Source organism: Campylobacter sp. LMG 17559 (assembly GCF_024723605.1).
In the GTDB taxonomy this organism is placed as follows: domain Bacteria; phylum Campylobacterota; class Campylobacteria; order Campylobacterales; family Campylobacteraceae; genus Campylobacter_D.
The window spans coordinates 100,277-120,745 of the sequence record NZ_JANQCZ010000004.1 but is presented as its reverse complement, the minus strand read 5'-3'; the positions used below and the strand labels follow the sequence as shown (position 1 = coordinate 120,745).

General features: G+C 33.1%; 24 protein-coding genes. 2 read left to right on the top strand and 22 right to left on the bottom strand.

What is annotated here, in order from left to right; all coding sequences use genetic code 11:
- Window position 1: 1 nt before the first annotated feature.
- Genes tkt through CAMP5082_RS03305 form a run of 7 tightly spaced genes read right to left on the bottom strand, consistent with a single transcriptional unit; the run spans window position 2 to window position 6,199 of the window.
- A complete protein-coding gene (gene tkt / locus CAMP5082_RS03335) occupies window positions 2-1,906 on the bottom strand; it encodes a transketolase (RefSeq protein WP_337205896.1) in 1,905 nt (634 codons plus the stop codon).
- Window positions 1,907-1,909: 3 nt separating this feature from the next.
- Window positions 1,910-2,755 (bottom strand): polyprenyl synthetase family protein, encoded by an 846-nt coding sequence (locus tag CAMP5082_RS03330; RefSeq protein WP_337205914.1) that lies wholly within the window; start codon window positions 2,753-2,755, stop codon window positions 1,910-1,912.
- Window positions 2,755-3,834 (bottom strand): DUF7488 domain-containing protein, encoded by a 1,080-nt coding sequence (locus tag CAMP5082_RS03325; RefSeq protein ID WP_337205895.1) that lies wholly within the window; start codon window positions 3,832-3,834, stop codon window positions 2,755-2,757. Before CAMP5082_RS03325 ends, CAMP5082_RS03330 begins: the two co-directional genes overlap by 1 nt.
- Window positions 3,831-4,136, bottom strand: coding sequence for a YbaB/EbfC family nucleoid-associated protein (locus tag CAMP5082_RS03320; protein WP_039667857.1), 306 nt, complete (start codon window positions 4,134-4,136; stop codon window positions 3,831-3,833). The genes CAMP5082_RS03325 and CAMP5082_RS03320 overlap by 4 nt, the downstream gene beginning before the upstream one ends.
- Window positions 4,137-5,420: a UDP-N-acetylmuramoyl-L-alanyl-D-glutamate--2,6-diaminopimelate ligase gene (locus CAMP5082_RS03315; protein WP_337205894.1), complete on the bottom strand. Its 1,284-nt coding sequence runs from the start codon at window positions 5,418-5,420 to the stop codon at window positions 4,137-4,139.
- Window positions 5,404-5,943 carry a histidine kinase gene (locus CAMP5082_RS03310; protein WP_263663742.1) on the bottom strand — a complete coding sequence of 180 codons (540 nt, stop codon included), beginning with the start codon at window positions 5,941-5,943 and terminating at the stop codon, window positions 5,404-5,406. The genes CAMP5082_RS03315 and CAMP5082_RS03310 overlap by 17 nt, the downstream gene beginning before the upstream one ends.
- Entirely contained in the window at window positions 5,930-6,199 is a 270-nt protein-coding gene (locus CAMP5082_RS03305) for a NifU family protein (protein ID WP_041570315.1), read from the bottom strand. The genes CAMP5082_RS03310 and CAMP5082_RS03305 overlap by 14 nt, the downstream gene beginning before the upstream one ends.
- Before the next feature lie 123 nt (window positions 6,200-6,322).
- Here CAMP5082_RS03305 and CAMP5082_RS03300 point away from each other — a divergent pair, with 123 nt between their 5' ends.
- Window positions 6,323-7,564 (top strand): multidrug effflux MFS transporter, encoded by a 1,242-nt coding sequence (locus CAMP5082_RS03300; protein ID WP_263706933.1) that lies wholly within the window; start codon window positions 6,323-6,325, stop codon window positions 7,562-7,564.
- 128 nt (window positions 7,565-7,692) lie between these two features.
- On the top strand, window positions 7,693-8,274 hold the full coding sequence (locus tag CAMP5082_RS03295; RefSeq protein ID WP_263725026.1) for a zeta toxin family protein: 582 nt from the start codon (window positions 7,693-7,695) through the stop codon (window positions 8,272-8,274).
- A gap of 166 nt (window positions 8,275-8,440) precedes the next feature.
- On the opposite strand, the gene flgE is transcribed toward CAMP5082_RS03295, so the two are convergent.
- The 15 genes from flgE to infA all read right to left on the bottom strand — a co-directional run bounded on the left by flgE (window position 8,441) and on the right by infA (window position 20,444).
- Window positions 8,441-10,825: a flagellar hook protein FlgE gene (flgE, locus tag CAMP5082_RS03290; RefSeq protein WP_337205893.1), complete on the bottom strand. Its 2,385-nt coding sequence runs from the start codon at window positions 10,823-10,825 to the stop codon at window positions 8,441-8,443.
- Between the two features lie 224 nt (window positions 10,826-11,049).
- Window positions 11,050-11,676, bottom strand: coding sequence for a bifunctional phosphoribosyl-AMP cyclohydrolase/phosphoribosyl-ATP diphosphatase HisIE (gene hisIE / locus CAMP5082_RS03285; RefSeq protein WP_257928252.1), 627 nt, complete (start codon window positions 11,674-11,676; stop codon window positions 11,050-11,052).
- A 10-nt stretch (window positions 11,677-11,686) separates the two neighbouring features.
- Entirely contained in the window at window positions 11,687-12,454 is a 768-nt protein-coding gene (gene hisF / locus CAMP5082_RS03280; protein ID WP_039625107.1) for an imidazole glycerol phosphate synthase subunit HisF, read from the bottom strand.
- The gene (gene hisA / locus CAMP5082_RS03275) at window positions 12,436-13,170 is read right to left on the bottom strand and encodes a 1-(5-phosphoribosyl)-5-[(5-phosphoribosylamino)methylideneamino]imidazole-4-carboxamide isomerase (RefSeq protein ID WP_337205892.1); all 735 of its coding nucleotides are present in this window, start codon (window positions 13,168-13,170) and stop codon (window positions 12,436-12,438) included. The genes hisF and hisA overlap by 19 nt, the downstream gene beginning before the upstream one ends.
- Window positions 13,171-13,176: 6 nt before the next feature.
- Complete coding sequence (gene hisH, locus CAMP5082_RS03270) at window positions 13,177-13,758, bottom strand: imidazole glycerol phosphate synthase subunit HisH (RefSeq protein WP_337205891.1); 582 nt, start codon at window positions 13,756-13,758, stop codon at window positions 13,177-13,179.
- Complete coding sequence (gene hisB, locus CAMP5082_RS03265; protein ID WP_337205890.1) at window positions 13,755-14,822, bottom strand: bifunctional histidinol-phosphatase/imidazoleglycerol-phosphate dehydratase HisB; 1,068 nt, start codon at window positions 14,820-14,822, stop codon at window positions 13,755-13,757. The genes hisH and hisB overlap by 4 nt, the downstream gene beginning before the upstream one ends.
- On the bottom strand, window positions 14,819-16,099 hold the full coding sequence (gene hisD, locus CAMP5082_RS03260; protein ID WP_337205889.1) for a histidinol dehydrogenase: 1,281 nt from the start codon (window positions 16,097-16,099) through the stop codon (window positions 14,819-14,821). Before hisD ends, hisB begins: the two co-directional genes overlap by 4 nt.
- Before the next feature lie 9 nt (window positions 16,100-16,108).
- Window positions 16,109-17,008, bottom strand: a complete 900-nt coding sequence (hisG, locus tag CAMP5082_RS03255; RefSeq protein ID WP_039667846.1) for an ATP phosphoribosyltransferase — start codon at window positions 17,006-17,008, stop codon at window positions 16,109-16,111.
- Window positions 17,009-17,124: 116 nt separating this feature from the next.
- Window positions 17,125-17,478: a 50S ribosomal protein L17 gene (gene rplQ, locus CAMP5082_RS03250; protein WP_012660847.1), complete on the bottom strand. Its 354-nt coding sequence runs from the start codon at window positions 17,476-17,478 to the stop codon at window positions 17,125-17,127.
- A 3-nt stretch (window positions 17,479-17,481) separates the two neighbouring features.
- On the bottom strand, window positions 17,482-18,495 hold the full coding sequence (locus CAMP5082_RS03245; RefSeq protein WP_337205888.1) for a DNA-directed RNA polymerase subunit alpha: 1,014 nt from the start codon (window positions 18,493-18,495) through the stop codon (window positions 17,482-17,484).
- Window positions 18,496-18,509: 14 nt separating this feature from the next.
- A complete protein-coding gene (rpsD, locus tag CAMP5082_RS03240) occupies window positions 18,510-19,136 on the bottom strand; it encodes a 30S ribosomal protein S4 (RefSeq protein ID WP_039617184.1) in 627 nt (208 codons plus the stop codon).
- A 30-nt stretch (window positions 19,137-19,166) separates the two neighbouring features.
- The gene (rpsK, locus tag CAMP5082_RS03235) at window positions 19,167-19,559 is read right to left on the bottom strand and encodes a 30S ribosomal protein S11 (protein ID WP_012660844.1); all 393 of its coding nucleotides are present in this window, start codon (window positions 19,557-19,559) and stop codon (window positions 19,167-19,169) included.
- Window positions 19,560-19,568: 9 nt separating this feature from the next.
- Window positions 19,569-19,934, bottom strand: a complete 366-nt coding sequence (gene rpsM / locus CAMP5082_RS03230) for a 30S ribosomal protein S13 (protein WP_012660843.1) — start codon at window positions 19,932-19,934, stop codon at window positions 19,569-19,571.
- A 3-nt stretch (window positions 19,935-19,937) separates the two neighbouring features.
- Window positions 19,938-20,051: a 50S ribosomal protein L36 gene (rpmJ, locus tag CAMP5082_RS03225; RefSeq protein ID WP_002781429.1), complete on the bottom strand. Its 114-nt coding sequence runs from the start codon at window positions 20,049-20,051 to the stop codon at window positions 19,938-19,940.
- Window positions 20,052-20,225: 174 nt separating this feature from the next.
- A complete protein-coding gene (gene infA, locus CAMP5082_RS03220) occupies window positions 20,226-20,444 on the bottom strand; it encodes a translation initiation factor IF-1 (RefSeq protein ID WP_012660842.1) in 219 nt (72 codons plus the stop codon).
- Window positions 20,445-20,469: the final 25 nt, after the last annotated feature.

The following is a 20,469-nucleotide window of genomic DNA, read 5'->3' as shown; positions in this document are numbered from 1 at the left end:
TTTATTTTTCATTACATAAACTTAAAATATATGAGCTTAATTTTTCCTCACTAAATCCAAAATGCTCAAATACATCTTTATCTTTACCACTCTCACCAAAACTTTCTATGCCATAAAGCTCATCACAAATTCTATAAAGTTCATTTGAATTTGCAGCTTCAACACCGATAACTTTGCCTTGTAGAATTCTTTCTTTATAAGATTTTTCTTGAGCAATGAATAATTCATAACAAGGCATAGAAACTACATTAGCAATCACGCCTTTTTCTTTTAAAATCTTAGCTGTTTTTAGGCACAATGATACTTCACTACCACTTGCTAAAAGTGTAAATTGTGCATTTGCGTTTTCTTCTAATAAATAAGCTCCATTTTCCACATCTCCAAAAACAGGCTCACTTAAAGCGCTTAATTTTTGGCGTGATAAAACAAAAACACTTGGCATATTAGTTTTAAGTGCAATCTGCCATGCTTTGACATTTTCAACCCCATCAGCTACTCTAAATGTTAATGAATTTGGCATAGCTCTAAAAGTGCTAAGTTGCTCTATAGGTTGGTGTGTTGGGCCATCTTCTCCAACCCCTATGCTATCATGAGTAAAGATAAAAAAGTGTTTAGCCCTCATCAAAGCTGCTATTCTTGCAGCAGGTTTTAAATACTCACTAAATATAAAAAAGGTAGCACAATAAGGCAAAAACAAACCATATCTTGCAAAAGCATTGGATATAGCAGCCATTGCATGCTCTCTTATGCCATAGTGGATATTTTTTCCATTTGGGAAATCGCCCATATCTTTTAGTTCAGTTTTATTTGAAGGACCTAAATCTGCACTACCACCTAAAAATCCCGGTAAAGCTTTAGCGATAGCATTTAAAATCATACCATTACTATCTCTAGTAGCTAAATCTTTTCCTTTAAAATCAGGAAATTGTATTTTTGAAAAATCAGGTTCTAAAAGCTCTTTTAATAAAGCTTGTTTTTCTGCATTTAAATTTTGCACTTTTTGATTCCACTTAGCTTGTGCTAAATCTCCAAGTTCTATTGCGGCATTAAAGCGAATTTTAACTTCTTCTGGGATTTCAAAAGTTTTTTGCGGATCAAAACCTAAAGCCTCTTTTGCTTTTTTAATAAGCTCTTCACCCAAAGGCGCTCCGTGAGAATGATGACTTCCTTCAAGCTCCAAAGCCCCTTTAGCTATGGTAGTATGAGCGATAATTAAACAAGGCTTTTTGCTTTCTTTAGCTGTTTTTAATGCTAAATCAATTTGCTCAAAATCATGCCCATCTATCTCAAGTACTTCAAAATTTTGCGCTCTAAAACGCTCTTTTACATTTTCATTAAAGGCAATAGCCACATCACCTTCGATTGAAATATTATTACTATCATAAATGATGATTAAATTATCAAGTTTATGAAGTCCTGCTAAAGAACAAGCCTCATAAGAAATTCCTTCTTGTAAATCCCCATCACCACACAAACAATATACTTTGTGATTGATAATATCCTCGCCCAAAAGCAAACTTGCTTTTTTAGCTGCCATAGCAAAACCAACCGCATTTGCAATGCCTTGTCCTAAAGGCCCTGTAGCAATTTCAACACCTGGGGTAAAAATTTCAGGATGGCCCGGGGTTTTAGAGTGTAATTGACGGAAGTTTTTTAAATCTTCTAAACTTACATCATAACCACTCAAATGTAAAAAGCTATAAAGTAAAGCACTAGCATGACCGCCTGAAAAAACTAATCTATCGCGGTTTAGCCATGTAGGATCTTTTGGATTATGCACTAAATGAGTACTTAAAACACTCATAATATCTGCTAAGCCCATAGGTGCACCTGGATGGCCTGAATTTGCCTTTTGTATCATATCCGCACATAAAAATCTTATAGTGTTGGCTTGTTTTTGTAACATTGTTTAACCTTTTAAATATTTATCAATCAAAATTTGAAGCTCATTAGCAAGCTTAGAATCTAAATTTTTCATTTTTTCTTCGCATAAAGCTATTTTATCATCTTTTGCCTTTTTAGCACCTTCTAAACCCAAAAGTTTTACAAAAGAATTTTTATGCAAATCATTATGAGTTGGTTTTCCTGCTTCTTTCGTGTCTAAAGTCGCATCGATAATGTCATCTTTGATTTGAAAAACTAATCCCATCAAAAGCCCTATTTCATAAATTTGCTCACATTCTTTTTCATCTAACTCACAAATTTCACAGCCCATTTTTAAAGCTGCTGCAATCAATCTTGCAGTTTTATGAATATGCAAAAACTCAACTTGCTCTAAATTTAAAGGTATATCTTCAAAATAACAATCAATCGCCTGACCGATAATCATACCACCAAGCCCTGCATTAAAAGCTAAAGTTTCTATGAGTTTTAATCTAACATTTTCTTTTAAATCAAGTCTTGAAAGTAGCAAAAAAGCTTGAGTATTTAAAGCATCGCCCACTAAAATAGCTGTGGTTTCATCATATTTTTTATGTAAAGTTTGCTTTCCTCTGCGCAAAGAGGCATTATCCATAGCAGGCAAATCATCATGTATTAAAGAGTAAGTGTGGATAAATTCCAAAGCCAAAGCCGCATTTAAAGCCTTTTCAAACAAAGCAGGATTTTTAGCATTCACTATCCCTAAAAGCAGTTGGGCTCTAAAATGCTTCCCACCAGCTTCTAACATCCATTTTAAAGCTTCATTGAAAAAGGGATGAAAGCTTTGAGTTTTTGGAAAATTTTGCTCTAAATGCTGTTTGAATTTTTCTAAAATCACTTATTTAGCCTTATAAAAAAGTCAAAGTATCCTTTATTAAAATGCTCAAAATCATTATTTTTCGCTGAAGGGATATTACTTGCTTGTCTTGAAACCAAAACATCAAAAGTATTAGCTTGAGTTAATATGGCTTGAAGCTCATTGAAATTATTGATTTTTTGATTATTAATTCTTAAAATCTTATCTCCTTTTAAAAATCCAGCCATTTGCGCTTTAGAATTTGGAGTTACCTCTGTAACATTCATTTTCATATCTACGCGCAATCCTAGATTGCTATAAAAAGAAGTTGGCTTAGCTTGAACTACTTTTTTAGGCTTAGCAAATATACCCAAATCTTTATCAAAAACTGTCGTAGAAATATTGACATCTTTATTATCCCTTAGCATATTAAAATACAAAGTTGCACCACGATCAGCAAATAAAATTTTCTCATTTAATTTTCTTATATCATCATAAACTTGTCCATCTACACTCACAAGCTCATCATTAAGTAAAAATTGTCCATTTTTACGTACATTTTTAACATAAATTTTGCCATCACGCATATCAAAATCCACACCTATATCACCCCAATAAACATCAGGATATTTTGCAAAGTGTTTTAAATAGCGATTACCTATAAGTTTGCCATCTTCTAAGCTTATACCAAGCATTTTACAACATGGTGAGTTAAGCTCTCCGATTTTAGAAGTAAAATCAAGTTGATCACGCTCTGTTAAACTTTGTCCAAAATACTTCAAATGTCCTATATAACTTTGGTTATTATCTAAAATTCCCACCCAGCTATTGCGTGTTAATTCTTCTTCATTTCCCATAGGCGCTGGGATTAAACTAAAATCAGTTTTTACTAAATATAAATTTAAATAAGGATCATATTTAGTATAGCTGTTTAATTTTGCATTTTTAGTTTTAACTACTGCTAGGGTGTTTTCATTTAAAGCAAAAGCAGGTAAGCCTTCATAAATTAACATACTAGCTTTATTTTTTTCATAACAACCCAAAAAATCATTAAAAGTCGGTCTTGGCACAGCAAAAAGTACACCAGTTATACCCAAAATACAAAGTAAAATTCTCATAGCATTCCCATTCCGCTAAATAAATTACTAGCCATTGATTTTTTATTTTGTTCTACCATTTTCATTACATCATTAATCGCAGCGATCAATAAAATTTGCATAGATTCTTTATCTTCAAGCAAAGAATCATCAATATTTATATCGATGATTTCACCTTTTCCATTAGCGCTAACTTTTACTAAACCACCGCCACTTTTTGCGCTAAATTCTTTTTTTAAAGCTTCTTGCTCTAATTCATTTGCTTTTTCTTGAGCCTTAGTTAAAAGCTCGCCCATTTTAGAAAAATCCATATTTTCAAACATTTATTTTCCTTCTTTTAATATCTCTAATACCACTTCTTTATCATTAAAAGGATATTTTACTCCTTTAATCTCTTGATAAGTCTCATCGCCCTTACCCAAAATCACTACAAAATCATTTTTAGTTTTAAGCTCTAATGCTTTTTTGATTGCTTCTTTTCTATCACATTCTATAAAAACACTCTCATCTTTTTCTATACCACTTAAAATATCATTAATGATATCCATAGGCTCTTCTGAGCGTGGATTATCACTTGTGATGATGAGTTTTTTAGCATAATGTTTGGCGATTTTAGCCATTAATGGACGCTTAGTTTTATCCCTATCTCCCCCTGCTCCAAAAACCACAATCAAATCGCGATATTTTAAAGCATCTAAAACTTTTTCTATACCATCGGGCGTATGAGCAAAATCCACAATCACATCTTTTGCAACTACTTGCATTCTACCCTCAATGCCGCCAAAATTACTAATGGCCTTTTCAAGTTCTTTTAAATTTGGCTTAACAAGTTCATTCACACAAGCACTTGCAGCCAAAAGATTATAAAGATTAAAAAGCCCCACTAAAGAAGAATCAATCATAAAAGTTTCTTTGCCAAAATTTACCACAGCTTCAATGCCATTTTTTAAAGCATAAGCTTTGATATGATAATAACTTGGATTTTCTACTCCATAAGTAAAAGCACCTTTGACATTAAAATTTATAGCTTTTACGTCTTTATTGATAAATTTCATACACTCATCGGTAAAAAAACTTTCTTTTGCCGCTTGATAGTTTTGAAAGCTTCCATGAAAATCTAAATGATCTTGAGTGATATTCGTAAAAATTTTAGCCTTAAACTCAAGCCCTTCAATGCGGTTTTGTACCAAAGCATGTGAGCTTACTTCCATAATTAAAAATTCACATTTTTCCTTACTTGCTAAAGATAAAAGCTCTAAAGTTTGCAAAATAGGAGCAGTGGTTAAGCCTTTTGGAGAGATATTTTTATCATTTATAAAACTACCCCTAGTTCCCATCAAGGCACATTTATAACCTAAATCAAGCAAGATAGAGTAAATAGCCCCTGCAGTAGTTGTCTTGCCATTTGTGCCTGTAATGCCTATGATTTTTATATTTTCATCTATATTTAAAAGTTTCTTGCACTCAGCTATATTTATAACTTTTGCTTGTTTTTCTAAAGCTTGGTGAAGAAATTTTTCATTTTGAGCAGTTTTTAAGAAAAAACAATCTTTTTCGCATTCATTAGAATTATCACAAATGAAAGTATTTTCAATCTTTACTATCATAATTTAATTCCTTGATTTTCTCACTAAGCTTGATAAATCTATAATTAGAATAAAAATGCACCGAAACATCTTCCATATAGGCTACAAGCATATCTTTATAACCATGCTCTAAAAGTTTTTCTAAAAAATCCACAAAATCTTCTTTATCATTAATGATAAGTTTATTCGATATTATAACATTTTCCAAAGCTTGTTTAAACCCAACTTTTGCTTCACTAAGTAAAAAATCTTGATAACTCAACCCCTCAAAGTCTTCACTTTCTTCTTCATACTGCACACTTTGACTAAGACTAATGAGTTTTTCAATATCTTTATCTACTTTAGTATTTTTATAATTTTGCATAAAAAACTCAAAAAACACAAAAGCTTCTTCAGGGCTTTTTAAAGCTAAATCGCAAATATTAATAAAAGTTAAAAGTCTTTTATTTTTACGCTTTTCATAAGCAAGAGAAAAATACATCTTAGCGTTTTTAAAATCTTTTTTATAAAAGCATTCTATGGCTATTTTTTTATAATTTTGCAAATTCGCTTTCCCCGCCTGCTAAATTTACTATAGTTATATCTGGGTGTATGTCGATTTTAAGCTGTTTTTCTAAGCCATATTTCAAAGTCGTTCCACTTGAAGGACAACCATGACAAGCTCCGGTTAGCTTCACATAAACCACGCCATTTTTAACCCCTAAAAAATCAAGTCCACCACCATCATTTTCTAAAATATGCATAGTTTTAGCCAAACTTGCTTTTACAGGTTCGATTAATTCCTCATCACTAAAAGGCATATTCATAACTTTTCCTTGATTGTTTTTTAATTTAATTTTATCTTATTTGCCTTTAAAAAATGTAAATTATTGTTTATTTTAGACTTTTTGCTATACAATGGTAAAAATATTTTAGGATTTTGTATGCAAAAACGCACTCAAATAAAAGGTTTTGAAAAACTCAAACTCATTTTTATACTAGGCTTTTTATCTGCTATAGCACCACTTTCAACCGATATGTATTTACCTGCTTTAAATGAAGTAGAAAAAAGCTTTCAAACAAATTCTTTTTACACTCAACTTTCTCTTGCAAGTTTTTTTATAGCCTTTTCTTTGGGTCAGCTTTTTTATGGGCCATTAAGTGATGTATATGGTAGAAAAAAACCTTTATATATAGGACTTTTTCTTTTTATTTCTTCAAGTATTGCTTGTGTTTTAGTTGATTCCATTCATGCATTTATAGCTTTGCGTTTTTTTGAAGCTTTGGGAGGTTGTGTGGGTGTAGTTGTAGCAAGAGCTATAGTAAATGATGTTTTTGAGCTTAAAGAAGCAGCGGGAGTTTATGCTTTAATGATGGTTTTTACTTCTTTAGCACCTATGCTTTCCCCTACTTTTGGTGGGATTTTGCTTGAGTTTTTTTCTTGGCGTAGTATATTTTTGACATTGTTTATCTTAGGTTTTATTTTATTTTTGCTTGTTATTTTTTCTCTAAAAGAAAGCAACCTCAACACCCAAGGTAAAAAATTTAATCACAAAGAAGTTGCAAAAAGTTACAAAAAAATCTTAAAAGATCGTCGTTTTGTGGTGTATTTGCTTTGTGGGAATTTAATCTTTGCAGGATTTTTTGCTTATTTAACCGGTTCATCTTTTGTTTTTACTCGTGTTTTTGAACTCAGTCCTCAACAATACGCAGCCCTTTTTGGAGCTCATGCTTTAAGTTTTGTTGTATGTGCTAATATAAACGCAAGGATAGTTCTTAAACTCTCGCCTTATTATGTTTTACCAAGAGCGCTTATGATGATTACCTTTTTAACTTTTTTACTTATTTTAGGAGCAACTTTTGATCTAGGTTTTTGGGCTTTTGAAATTCCTTTATGTTTAATCATAGCAAGTTTGGGTTTTATCCTACCAAATACCACCACTTTAGCTATGGCAAGATCAAAACAAAATGCAGGTAGTGCTTCAGCACTCTTAGGGGCAGCGCAATTTGCTATGGCGGGAATAATGGCATTTTTAGTAAGTCTTTTAAATGCCAATACACCTATATTTTTATCGCTTATTTTAGGAACTTGTGCATTTTTATCTTTGATTTCTTATCTGAGTTTGATTAATAAAAGAAAGTTAAATAAAATCAAAAAGAAGTTAAGCGTGATTTCTCACGCTTAATTAAGCAATATTTTTGAAAAGATTCACTGACTATATCGAACCTTTTTTAAAAAACTTTATATTTATTTTCAAAACACTTATAAATAATTTATGTTAAAATTTCTCATCAATCAATAAAGGCTTTATTAATGAAAAAAATAGCTACTATTTTTGCAGGTGTTAATGGATCTGGAAAAACTACCTTGTATTATAATGAACTTGAAAAAAACAAAGACTTTGGACTTAGAATCAACATCGATGAAATCGTAAGTAGCTTTGGGGATTGGAAAAATCAAGAAGATCAATTTAGAGCTTCAAGGATAGCCATTAAAATGCGTGAAAACTATATCAAAAAAGCTTATGACTTTAACCAAGAAACCACACTTTGTGGCACTAGCATTTTATCTTTATTCAAAAAACTACAGAAAAATTCCTATACTATAAATCTTTACTACATCGGACTAGACTCTCCAAGCACAGCAAAACAAAGAGTTAAAATTCGCGTTGCTAAAGGTGGACATGATATTAAAGAAGAACTTATAGAAAAAAGATACTATGAGTCTTTACAAAATTTTAACACCATTGCTAAATTTTGTAATCACATTACTATTTTTGATAATACTCAAAATTATAAAAAACTCTTAGAATTTAAAAACAATAAACTAGAAGTATTTGAAACTACTAAATGGCTAGAACCATTAATGATAAATTTTAAAAATCAAAGTTTATAAATTTTTATTTTAACTTGTCGATATGCAAATCATGCTACTCACTCCTTAAGGCAAGAAAGAAGTGAGTTAGCAATAGATTGAAGGCTTCAAGGTCATCAAGTATTACAAGGCTACCTTGATAACCTTGTAAAGCTTGATCCCAAGGTTTTAAAACCTTGGGTTAGAATTATTGTTTTAATTGAAGCAAAGTATTTAAAAGCTGATCACTTGTGGTAATCGTTTTTGAGTTTGCTTGATAGCCCCTTTGGATTACGATAAGCTCAGTTAATGCACGACTTAAATCAACGTTTGACATTTCTATAGCTGAGCCTTTTAAGCCCCCTCTACCACCTTCACCAGCATGACCTATAGTAGGTGTTCCTGAATTTGCTGTTGCTTTGAAAAGGTTATTACCCATTTCTTCAAGACCCATATTATTTGGGAAAGTAGCCAGAGCAACCTTAGCTAGAGCTAGAGTTTTACCATTTGTAAATTCTCCATAGATATAACCATTCTCATCAGTTCTTAATGCATCTGGCTTTAAGTTACCCCCTGTGTAACCATCTGTTTCTTGTTTAGTGGTAGCTGAGTCTTTATCATAGCTTGTTAAACCATCAAAACCACCTGTTGTACCAAAGTCAAGTTTTATAACTTGATCAGGTTTTGAGCCGTTATTTCCAGTGAAATTTAGCACATTTGGTGTATAGCTTTGAAGCGAGCCATCATTGCCAAATCTTAAATTTCCTACTACTATGTTTCCTGGAGCTCCATCACCACTGAAATTAATCTCTGCAGGCTCAGGCACTGAGATGATAATAGACCACTCAGCTCCACCATCTGCTGTTTTACTTTGCTTAGTAAATTGCACAGTTAACTCATGTCTAGTTCCTAATGAGTCAAAGATTTCTATACTAGCAGTATGAGCTGAAAGATACATGTCTTGAGAGTATTTTTCATTATTACCTGCATTGAAATTTCCATCTAAGGCACTAAACATAGCTGTAAATTTATCATTAGTAGCGATTTTATTAGCCTCATTAGAATAACCTGTAACTTTAAAAGTCATGTCTTTTGCACCTTCTTGAGCAGGATTTGTGATTTTAAATCTACCATCACTTTCTACTACTACTTTTACACCAGCATTAGCATCATCCTCTGTTCTTCCTCCACTTCCATCATAGTCTACGGCCCATCTAGCATCTCTTTGCAAAAGCTCTCTTAAATCCTCAGTGGTATGGAAAGTTCTTCTTCCTGCCATATCAGGCCATGTAGTATCGTCATTAGGGTCTGGGTTAGCTCCTATATCTACATTGTTTGCACTATAAATATATTCATGAGCAGTTACAACATTTATTGGTTGCTGAGCTCCACCTATAATATTGTTTCCAGGTTGAGGTGCTTGTAAATTAGGAATTGTACCAGCATCTCCTACATTTATATTCTCACCTGCTGTATTTGTGTTACCGACAGTAATATTGATATTTTTTGTTTTTGATGTAGTTCCTGTGCTATTATCATTGGTAAATGTCATTCTACCATCTACTATAGAAGCTACTACACCTGTTTCTGATGTCTTAGCATTGATAGCATTGATAAAAGTATCTTGTCCCACGCCTGTAGCTTGGATTCTAGTTCCATTAATAGTTATATCTAAAGTAGCAGGCACTTGGGTTCCATCGGCTCTAGTAAATCCCCAAAAAGAATACTGCGTGTTTGCTTGAATATCAGCCTCTGTTGTAGGAAGACTAGTATTAAAAGCTTGATTACTAGACCATTTAGCATCAGCATAACTTACCCATATACCTTGACCATCTCTTAGGTTTAAGCCCTCGCCTTGAGCATTAAATACCACGCCCATATCTACACCTTTTTCTGTTACTTGGGCTCCACTTTTTGAAGTAGTATAAAACTCAGTATGACCAGTATCATTTTCATCTACAGTTGTTCCAGTATCTTCCCTATGACCATGAGTAGAATCTAATGCATAAATAGGTCTTTTAGCAGAAGCATTAGCACCTAGGGTATTACCACTATCTAAATTTGCTGTAAGACTTACTGAAGTACTTGGTCTAGCAGGCATACTCATGCCAGGTGGGATTACTATATCGCCTACTGAGGTTGAAGAGTCAATTTGTCCTGTTTCTTGATTATAGTTCCAACCTTGAACAGTATAGCCATTATTATCTACGAAATTTCCTACTGCATCTGTTTTAAAGTCACCTGCACGGGTATAATACTGAGTAGTACCACCATCATTTGAAACGATGAAAAATCCATCCCCATTAATAGCCATATCGGTGTTTTTATCTGTGGTTTGGATATTACCTTGAGAGTGAATTCTAGTAGTAGAATTTACACCGGAACCAAGTCCTACTTGCATAGGGTTTTTACCACCTAGGTTACCATCTGGAGCTGTAGCTATCTTAGAAGTTTGACTCATAAGCGTTGAGAAATCCGCACGAGAATACTTAAAACCAAATGTATTAACATTGGCTATGTTGTTACCTTCTACATCCATTGCGTATTGGTGTGCTTGGAGTCCAGAAACCCCAGCCCAAAGAGATCTCATCATAATTAAATCCTTTAAAAAATATTGCTTTGTGAATATCTCACAATCTTCTATTGCTTATGCAGATATAAAGCAATAAGTGTTCCAAAAATACAAATAAAATGAAATTAAAAAGTAGAAAATAAATCAAAAATTAGATTTTAATGTGTAAAGTTTTTTTAAAATTACTCGATATAGTCAGTGAATCTTTTCAAAAATATTGCTTAATTAAGCGTGAGAAATCACGCTTAACTTTTGTTTCTTTCTTTTAATTTAGCAATCACATCATTTAAACTCAAATCCGCATCAGCTAATAAAACATCTAAATGATAAAGTAAATCAGCTGCTTCATTTATCAGCTCATCTTTGTCTTTAACAGTAGCAGCTAAAGCCGTTTCAACGCCTTCTTCGCCTACTTTTTGTGCTATGCGTTTAGTACCTTTTGAAAAAAGTTCCGCCGTGTAAGAAGAGCTTGCACAGGTAGTTTTACGAGAATTAATCAGCCTTTCAAGACGCGATAAAAATACAAAATCAGCCTTTTTAGAAAGTGTTTCAAAGCAAGAAGTATCACCTGTATGACAAGTAGCCCCGCTAGGTTTAACTAAAATCAAGATACAATCTCTATCGCAATCAAGTCCCATATCTATAATATGTAAAAAATTCCCACTTTGCTCACCTTTCATCCACAAACGCTCTTTAGTGCGTGAGTAAAACACAACCTTTTGGTGCTTAAAACTCTCTCTTAGAGCTTGTTCATTCATAAAGCCTTGCATTAAAACTTCACAAGAATGATAATCTTGAATGATCACAGGAACAAGGTTATTAACCTTTTGCCAGTTAATGCTTTTTATAAATTCTTCTTCATTTATCTTCATAGCTTTTCCTTTAAATACGAATTTGTATGCCTTGATCTTTTAAAAATAGTTTTAATTCTTTAATATCTATAAGTTTTTTATGAAACACTGAAGCTGCTAAAGCTCCATCAACACCAAGTTTAAAAGCATCTAAAAAATGCTCTTTGGCCCCTGCACCACCACTTGCTACTAAAGGCACAGGGCAAATCTGTCTAACTTTAGCAAGTTGATCAAGATCATAGCCCTTTCTCATACCATCTTGATTCATCATATTTAGCACGATTTCACCCGCTCCTAGCTCGCATACTTGCTTTACCCATTCTAGTGTTTTTTTACCGCTATGATGAGATTTACTCTCATCTCCAGTGTATTTATAGACTAAAAGCTCGTTGTTTTCATCTTTAAAAGTATCTATACCTACAACTACGCATTGCACTCCAAAGCTTTTTGCAAGGCGTGAGATTAAATCAGGGTCATTTAAAGCAGGGGAATTAATAGAAATTTTATCAGCACCATTTGCTAAAAGCTCTTTTGCGTCATCTTCGCTTTTTATACCCCCTGCGACGCAAAATGGTATAGAGATATTTTGTGCTACCTTGCTTACCCAAGTTCTATCAATGCGCTCATTTTTAGCTGAAGCTGTAATATCATAAAACACAAGTTCATCAATGCCATTTTGTGAGTAAAATTTAGCAAGCTCGATGATATCGCCCATATCTTCATGGTTTTTAAATTGCACCCCTTTAACTACTCTACCATCTTTTACATCCAAACATGCGATTATGCGTTTTGCAAGCATTCTTGAGCCTCCTTTATGCTAAATTCTTTATCAAGCAAGGCTTTACCTACGATGATACCACTTACTATGCCATTTAACTTTTTAAAATCTTCTAAGCTTGCCACGCCTCCGCTTGCTTGAGTTTGTAAATGTGGAAATTTCTCATATAAAGCTTTATATAAAGCGATATTTGCTCCACTCATCGTGCCATCTTTAGAAATATCTGTGCATAAAATGTGCTTTACATCTTTATAAAAATTTAAAAGCTCAAATAATTTATCATCGCTTGTTTTACTCCATGCATCAATGGCCACAAAAAACTCATCTTTAACGCAAATACTATCAAGCGCTAAGACTATATTTTCTACACCAAATTCATTTAAAAGCTCTTGTGTAAAGGCTTTGTTTTTAACCGCTAAAGAGCCTATAACTACGCGTTTAACACCACTATCAAACAAAGCTTTAACCTCATCTTTAGTGCGAATTCCTCCGCCTACTTGAAGATTTACTTTGATTTTAGAAGCTAGGTTTTCTATGAGTTTTAGTTGTCTTTTACTAGGATCTTTTGCACCGCTTAAATCCACCAAGTGAAGCCAAGCAATGCCTTGAGCCTCATACTCTTGAAATTTAGCTAAAGGATCAAAGCTGTATTCTTGCTTTTTAGCATAATCACCTTTATAAAGCCTTACTACTTTACCATCTATTAAGTCTAATGCTGGAATGATTTGAGTTTGCATTTTTACCTACATATTTATGAAATTTTTTAATAACACTTCACCCGCTTCACCACTTCTTTCAGGGTGAAACTGCACGCCATAAAAATTGTCTTTATTTAAACTTGCACTAAATTTGGTAGAGTACTCACACTCTGCGATGGTGTATTCATTTAAGCCCACACAATAACTATGCACAAAATAAAAATAAGCCCCATCTAAGCCTTTAAAAAGTTCATGTGAGCTAAAGACTTGATTCCACCCCATATGCGGGAAAGTAAAATTTGCTTTTTCTTGGAATTTTTGTACATCAAAAGGCATAATACCAAGTGTTTTTTGGTGTAATTCTTCTGAAAATTTACCCAAAATTTGCATACCAAGACAAATACCTAAAAGTGGTTTTGTGGTAGTTTGGATAAAATTTTCTAAATTAAGTGCTTTTAGATTAGCCATTGCTTTAGCTGCTGTGCCAACCCCAGGAAGCAAAAGTTTATCTGCTTGTGAGAGTTCTTTTAAATCATGCGTGATGATACTTTTTTGCCCTAAACGCTCAATTGCAAAAGCAAGAGAAGCTAAATTCGCACAACCTGTATCTATAATCGCTAGTTTCATATCACTCCTTTAGAGCTTGCTAGGTTTTCATTTTCTATTTTTATAGCCATTTTTAAAGCTCTTGCAAAGGCTTTAAAAAGTCCTTCGGCCTTGTGATGATCGTTTTTGCCTTTAACTTTTAAATGCAAACTCGCACCCATAGCATAACTTAGTGAGTAGAAAAAATGCTCTATCATTTCTGTGCTTAATTCTCCGAGCTTTTCTTTTTTAAACTTAGCCTTATAAACTAAATGCGGTCTATTACAAAAGTCAATCGCACAACTTGCCAAGCACTCATCCATAGGCAAAACAAAGCCATATCTTGCAATGCCTATTTTTTGATCAAGTGCATTTTTAATAGCCTCTCCCAAAGAAAGTGCGACATCTTCTACGCTATGATGTTCATCAACTTCTAAATCCCCTTTGCATTTTATCTCTAAAGATATATTTGCATGTGTGGCAATTTGCTCTAACATATGATCAAAAAATGCGATATTTGTTTTTATATTAGCTTTTGCTTTTTCATTAAAAGCTATTTTAACTTGAATTTGAGTTTCTTTGGTATTACGCTCTATGCAGGCACTGCGGTAATTTTGCAAGATAAAATCAGCGATTTGCTCCCAGTTAAAATCGTTTTTATCATATTTTAAACCTTGAATTCCAAGATTTTGTGCCAAAAGCATATCGCTGTCCCTATCACCTATGACAAAACTTTTATTTTTATCATAAAGTTTATTTTTGATATAGTTTTCAAGCATGGCAGTTTTTGGCTTCCTACAGGCACAATCTTCATGCTCAAAATGTGGACATATAAAAATATCTTCAAATTCTATACCACAACTTTGAAAAACACTTAGCATTTTTTCATGAGCCTTGTCAAAATTTTCCCTAGGAAAAGAATTTGTGCCTAGGCCATCTTGATTACTCACCATAACAAATTTAAAACCAAAATTTTTTAACTTTAAAAGTGCATTGATGGCACCTTTTTCAAACTCAAGTTTTTCCAAAGAATCGATTTGAAAATCATCTTTTGGTTCATCAATGAGCGTGCCATCTCTATCAATAAATAAAATTTTTACACTCATTTTAGACTTTCTAATCTTAAACTCACGGCATTTTTATGCCCATCAAGCCCTTCAGCTGCTGCTAAAATTTCCACCACAGGCCCAAGCTTTTTAAAGCCTTCTTTACTAAGTTCTTGTACAGTCATTCTTTTCATAAAATCAGCAAGCCCTAATGAAGAATAAGACTTAGTAAAACCATAAGTTGGCAATACATGATTTGTTCCACTTGCATAATCTCCCATGGATTCTGGAGAATACTCACCTAAAAATACTGAACCTGCATGCATAATATCATCAAGCAAGCTAGATGGATTTTGCGTGTGAATGATCAAATGCTCAGGTGCATAGTCATTTGAAATACTTATGGCATGTTTTATATCTTTTGCAAGAATGATTTTAGAGTGTGCTAAAGATTTGGAAGCAATTTCTTTACGCGAGAGTTTTTCAAGCTGTAAAGCAACTTCACTATCTACTTCTTTGGCTAATTTTTCACTTGTGCAAACTAAAATCGCTTGAGAATCTGCTCCATGCTCAGCTTGCGAGAGTAAATCTGAAGCTATAAATTTAGCATTAGCAAACTCATCTGCTAAAACTAACACTTCAGAAGGTCCTGCTTGCATATCAATAGCCACTCCATGATTATTAACTTGCTTTTTGGCTTCAGTTACAAAGGCATTTCCTGGGCCAAAAATTTTATCTACTTTTTGCACACTTTGCGTTCCATAAGCAAGTGCTGCTATAGCTCCTGCTCCACCTATTTGATACACTGCATCAACTTTGCAAAGTTTTGCTACAAAAGCAATAGCAGGGTGTAGTGGTGCTGGGGAAGCTAAGGCTATAAATTTACATTTTGCAATTTTAGCTGGGATAGCTAGCATGAGTGCAGTTGAAAAAAGTGGTGCTAAGCCTCCTGGTATATAAAGTCCTACTTTTTCAATAGCTCTTGTTAGCACCTTACAAGTTACCCCTTCAAAGGTTTGAACTTCTATGGTTTTACTTTCTTGAGCTTTGTGGAATTTATAGATATTTTCATAAGCTATTTTAATAGCTTGTTTTAACTCATCATCAATTTGCTCTGCTAAATTACTAAGCTCTTCATCGCTTAGTTTGATGGAATTTAACTCTACTTTATCGAATTTTACAGCCATTTGTTTTAAAGCTTCATCGCCATTTATTTTGACATCTTCAATGATTTGTTCTACTATGGTTTTAACCTGTGCATTAGCGCTTATAGCAGGACGCTTGAGTGCTAATTCTTGTTCGCTTTGGTTTAATTTTTCAAAATCAAGTATTTGCATTTTTATCCTTTAAGAGAGCATTTTTTCAATAGGTAAAACTAAAATCGCACTTGCGCCTTCTTTTTTCAAAGCTTCCATAGTTTCCCAAAATAAATTTTCTTGACTTACCATATGCAGTGCCACTCTAGCTTTATCATTTTCTAAAGGTAAAATCGTAGGTTTTTCAACACCTGGCAATAAAGCTGTGATTTTTTCCAGCTTTTCAATAGGAGCATGCAACATGATGTATTTTGACTCTCTTGCTTGCATAACTCCATTAATCCTAATGAGTAGTTTATCGATTAATTCTTGTTTATGTGAAGCTAAACTTTCTTTTCTTTGAATAATGCAAGCTTTTGATTTATAAATTACCATAACTTCCTTAAGTCCATTTGCTTTTAAAGTAGCACCACTTGAAACTAAATCACAAATTCCATCAGCTAAATTTGCACTTGGCGCTACTTCAACTGAGCCTGTTAGCATACAAGTTTTATAAGGAATGTTATTTTCTTCCATAAAACGCTTTAAAAGCTGTGGATAAGAAGTTGCTATGCGTAAATTTTTAAAACTTTCTATACCTTTATATTCACTATTTTCTGGCAATGCTAAAGACAAACGGCATCCACCAAAATCAAGCTTTTTAAGCATTATAAAATCTGCATTTTCGTTTTTTGATTTTCTTTCTAGTTCATTTTCTTCTAAAACATTTTCTCCAACTATACCAAGATCTACCACTCCATCAAAAATTAATCCTGGTATATCATCATCTCTTACTCTAAGTAAATCAATAGGTAAATTTGTAGAAAAAGCAATCAAGCTTTGATCGTGTATGCGAAGTTTTACGCCTATAGATTCAAGCAAGGCGATAGAATCTTTACTTAAACGACCTGATTTTTGTATAGCTATGCGTAATCTTGAATTTTCTTGCATTTTTTTCCTTTTTTGTAGTTAAAAAGATTAATAGTAGCAAAAAATGGATAAAAATACAAAAAATAGTAAGTAAATAAAAAAATTAATAAGTTTTTAGCCTTTAAAAAGGCTAAAAATTAAGCTACGAATTCGATGAAAGCCATTTCTGCAGCATCGCCACGGCGGATTCTTGTTTTGATGATTCTTGTATAACCACCGTTTCTATCTGCAAATTTAGGTGCGATTTCTGTTACAAGTTTATTTGTAGCTTCTTTATCTTGCAAGCTAGCAAAAACTGCTCTATGAGCATTGAAATCACCTTTTCTTGCACGAGTGATCAATCTTTCAACATAACCTCTTAATTCTTTTGCTTTAGGTAATGTTGTTTCTATTTTACCTGCTTTAATAATAGCAATGGTAAGGTTTTTTAATAAGGCTGCACGGTGAGTAGAAGTGCGACCTAACTTTCTATATCCATGTCTATGTCTCATTGATTATCCTTCATTTTGTGCTTTTAATTCTGTAATTTTTCTTTTTAGCGTTTCTTTTGCACTATCACTGAGTTTTGAATTTCCTATAGGAAAACCTATAGACTCCATCACACTTTTAATCTCATCTAAAGATTTTTTACCTAGATTTTTTAAATCTGCAAGTTCGCCTATACTCATTAAAGCAAGCTCACCGATATAAACCACATTTGCTTTTTCTAGGCAATTAAAGCTTCTTGCACTTAAATTTAACTCAGTTATATTTTGAAGTAATTTTACATGCTCTACTTCATTATTTTGTGTTTGGCTTCTTACAACGCTTTGAGCATTAGTGATTTTATCAAACACTGATAATTGTTTATACATTGCTTCTAAAGCATTTTTAAAAGCATCACTTGGTGAAATTTGACCATCAGTTGTGATTGTAAAAACAACTTTTTCATAATCTGGGTTATCTTCAAAAAGCACTTTTTCTATATCATAAACTGCATGTTTTACTGGAGTAAAGAATGCATCAAGTGCTATAAATTCAGGATCTAAGAAATTTTGCACTTCTTCAGAAGGTACATAACCTATACCTTTTTCAATGATTAAGGTAAATTCTAAGTCTGCATCTTCATTGATCGTTGCAAGATAGCTATCTGCGTTCACAACCTCAACAACATCGTTATCTAAGTCTTTTCCGCAAATTTCTTTTGGTCCTTTAAAACTAAAAGTTATAACTTCTTTTTCAGAATCTGTTTTTAGTTTAAATCTTAATTTTTTTAGATTGATAATAAACAATGCTACATCTTCAAGCATACCACGCATACTATCAAATTCATGTGCTACGCCTTTGATTTTAACTCCTGTTGGAGCAAAACCTACTGTGCTTGAATAAAGCAAACGACGCAAAGGATGCGCCAAAGTAATAGCATAGCCGATTTCAAAAGGCCATGCACTTACTTTTGCTACTGTATCACTGATATTTTCAATACTAAACTCTGTCGGTGTATAAGCAGAAGTTGTAATATGTCTCATATCAAAAACCTTTATTATTTAGAGTACAACTCAACGATATATCTTTCCTCAACTGGAATGATAACTTCTTCTCTTTCAGGTTTTCTTGTAAAAATTCCAAATCTTTTATCTTTTTCTACATCAACCCAAGCAACTATACCAGTTTGAGCAGTAAGTTCGATCGCTCTTGAAATTTGAGGATTGTTTTTGCTTTTTTCAATCACTTCGATTTTTTGACCTGCTTCTACTCTATAACTAGGAATATCTACTCTTTTACCATTTACTAAAATATGTCCATGAGTTACAAGTTGTCTAGCAAAACGGCGTGTTGTAGCAAAACCCATTCTATAAACAACATTATCAAGTCTTTGTTCTAAAAGCTGGATTAAAAGCGCACCGGTGTTGCCATCTTTTCTAGCAGCTTCACTAAATAATCTTCTAAATTGTTTTTCGCTAACTCCATACATAAATTTAGCTTTTTGTTTTTCTCTTAATTGAAGTCCGTATTCGCTGATTTTAGCTTTTCTTTGTCCATGCTGACCTGGTGCGTAAGGGCGTTTATCTAAAGCACTTTTACCTGCTAATCTTCTTTCGCCTTTCATTGCCAAGCTTACGCCAAGTCGTCTTTCTAATTTCTCTACTGGTCCTCTATATCTTGCCATTATAATTCTCCTAAATCTTATATCTTATTCTTAGACACGACGACGTTTTGGTGGTCTACAACCATTATGAGCTAATGGGGTAATATCTTTTAAGAAAGTTACTTTAATACCTTCCATAGCACCTACACTCTTAACCGCTGTCTCACGACCACTTCCTGGTCCTTGTACTTTAATACCTACTTCTTTAATACCATGTTCTTTTGCTTTATTTAAAGCATCTTCTACTGCTTGTTGTGCTGCATAAGGAGTTGATTTTTTAGAACCTTTAAATCCTAAACCACCTGCACTACTCCAAGCGATAGCATTTCCCATTTCATCAGTTACAGTAACCATAGTATTATTAAATGTTGCACTGATATAAACTATACCTTTAGCTATATTTTTTTTAACTACTTTTTTCTTAACTACTTTTCTTTTTGCCATTTTCTATCCTTATGATTTTGCACCAACGGTTTTTCTCTTACCTTTTCTAGTTCTGGCATTTGTTTTTGTTTTTTGACCACGAACCGGTAAGCCTTTTCTATGTCTTAAGCCTCTAAAGCTTCCTAGATCCATTAATGCTTTGATATCCATAGCAACTTGTTTTCTAAGATCACCCTCAACCATATAGTTTTCTTGAATTTCTTTACGGATAGCTGCTGCTTCATCTTCACTTAGTTCATGAACTCTTTTATCGTAAGAAATTCCTGTTTTATCTAAGATTTTTCTTGAAGTATGCAAACCTATACCATAAATATAAGTCAAACCATATTCAATTCTTTTTTTCTTTGGTAAATCCACACCTGCAATACGAGCCATAAATTATCCTTGTCTTTGTTTGTGTTTTGGATTTTCGCAAATAATGCGAACTACGCCTTTACGACGAACTACTTTGCATTTGTCACACATCTTTTTAACAGATGGTCTAACTTTCATGCTTTACTCCTGTTATTGTAAATTCCACTTTTTTTACAACTGCACCAGGTTTTTAGAGCAACCAACTATTTTCAAAATAAGTGGTGATTTTGAAAATACTTCTTCATACAGTTTTATTGCATTTTCTGCAAAAGTGCTAATTATATTTTACTTTTGCTTTTAAACAACTTAGACTTATTTGTATCTAAATGTAATACGACCCTTATCAAGGCTATAAGGTGTTAGTTCCACTTTAACTCTATCGCCAGGCATAATCCTAATATAATGCATACGCATCTTACCTGCAATATGACAAAGTATCACATGTTTATTATCTAATTCAACTTTAAAAGTTGCATTAGGTAAAGCTTCGATTACATTACCATCAATTTCGATAATATCATCTTTTGCCAATGCTTTTCTCCTTTCTACAAAATAC

Bases quoted from the DNA above. Each gene is read 5' to 3' on its own strand.
- rpsK (WP_012660844.1), bottom strand. From the start codon at position 19,559: ATGGCAAAAAGAAAAGTAGTTAAGAAAAAAGTAGTTAAAAAAAATATA.
- hisA (WP_337205892.1), bottom strand. From the start codon at position 13,170: ATGCAAACTCAAATCATTCCAGCATTAGACTTAATAGATGGTAAAGTA.
- CAMP5082_RS03320 (WP_039667857.1), bottom strand. From the start codon at position 4,136: ATGTTTGAAAATATGGATTTTTCTAAAATGGGCGAGCTTTTAACTAAG.
- hisG (WP_039667846.1), bottom strand. From the start codon at position 17,008: ATGCAAGAAAATTCAAGATTACGCATAGCTATACAAAAATCAGGTCGT.
- tkt (WP_337205896.1), bottom strand. From the start codon at position 1,906: ATGTTACAAAAACAAGCCAACACTATAAGATTTTTATGTGCGGATATG.
- CAMP5082_RS03295 (WP_263725026.1), top strand. From the start codon at position 7,693: ATGAAAAAAATAGCTACTATTTTTGCAGGTGTTAATGGATCTGGAAAA.
- rpsM (WP_012660843.1), bottom strand. From the start codon at position 19,934: ATGGCTCGTATTGCAGGTGTGGATTTACCAAAGAAAAAAAGAATTGAA.
- CAMP5082_RS03325 (WP_337205895.1), bottom strand. From the start codon at position 3,834: ATGAGAATTTTACTTTGTATTTTGGGTATAACTGGTGTACTTTTTGCT.
- CAMP5082_RS03300 (WP_263706933.1), top strand. From the start codon at position 6,323: ATGCAAAAACGCACTCAAATAAAAGGTTTTGAAAAACTCAAACTCATT.
- CAMP5082_RS03245 (WP_337205888.1), bottom strand. From the start codon at position 18,495: ATGAGACATATTACAACTTCTGCTTATACACCGACAGAGTTTAGTATT.
- CAMP5082_RS03305 (WP_041570315.1), bottom strand. From the start codon at position 6,199: ATGCCTTTTAGTGATGAGGAATTAATCGAACCTGTAAAAGCAAGTTTG.
- hisH (WP_337205891.1), bottom strand. From the start codon at position 13,758: ATGAAACTAGCGATTATAGATACAGGTTGTGCGAATTTAGCTTCTCTT.
- rpmJ (WP_002781429.1), bottom strand. From the start codon at position 20,051: ATGAAAGTTAGACCATCTGTTAAAAAGATGTGTGACAAATGCAAAGTA.
- CAMP5082_RS03315 (WP_337205894.1), bottom strand. From the start codon at position 5,420: ATGATAGTAAAGATTGAAAATACTTTCATTTGTGATAATTCTAATGAA.
- rplQ (WP_012660847.1), bottom strand. From the start codon at position 17,478: ATGAGACATAGACATGGATATAGAAAGTTAGGTCGCACTTCTACTCAC.
- hisB (WP_337205890.1), bottom strand. From the start codon at position 14,822: ATGAGTGTAAAAATTTTATTTATTGATAGAGATGGCACGCTCATTGAT.
- hisIE (WP_257928252.1), bottom strand. From the start codon at position 11,676: ATGAAGATAAATGAAGAAGAATTTATAAAAAGCATTAACTGGCAAAAG.
- hisD (WP_337205889.1), bottom strand. From the start codon at position 16,099: ATGCAAATACTTGATTTTGAAAAATTAAACCAAAGCGAACAAGAATTA.
- hisF (WP_039625107.1), bottom strand. From the start codon at position 12,454: ATGCTTGCAAAACGCATAATCGCATGTTTGGATGTAAAAGATGGTAGA.
- flgE (WP_337205893.1), bottom strand. From the start codon at position 10,825: ATGATGAGATCTCTTTGGGCTGGGGTTTCTGGACTCCAAGCACACCAA.
- rpsD (WP_039617184.1), bottom strand. From the start codon at position 19,136: ATGGCAAGATATAGAGGACCAGTAGAGAAATTAGAAAGACGACTTGGC.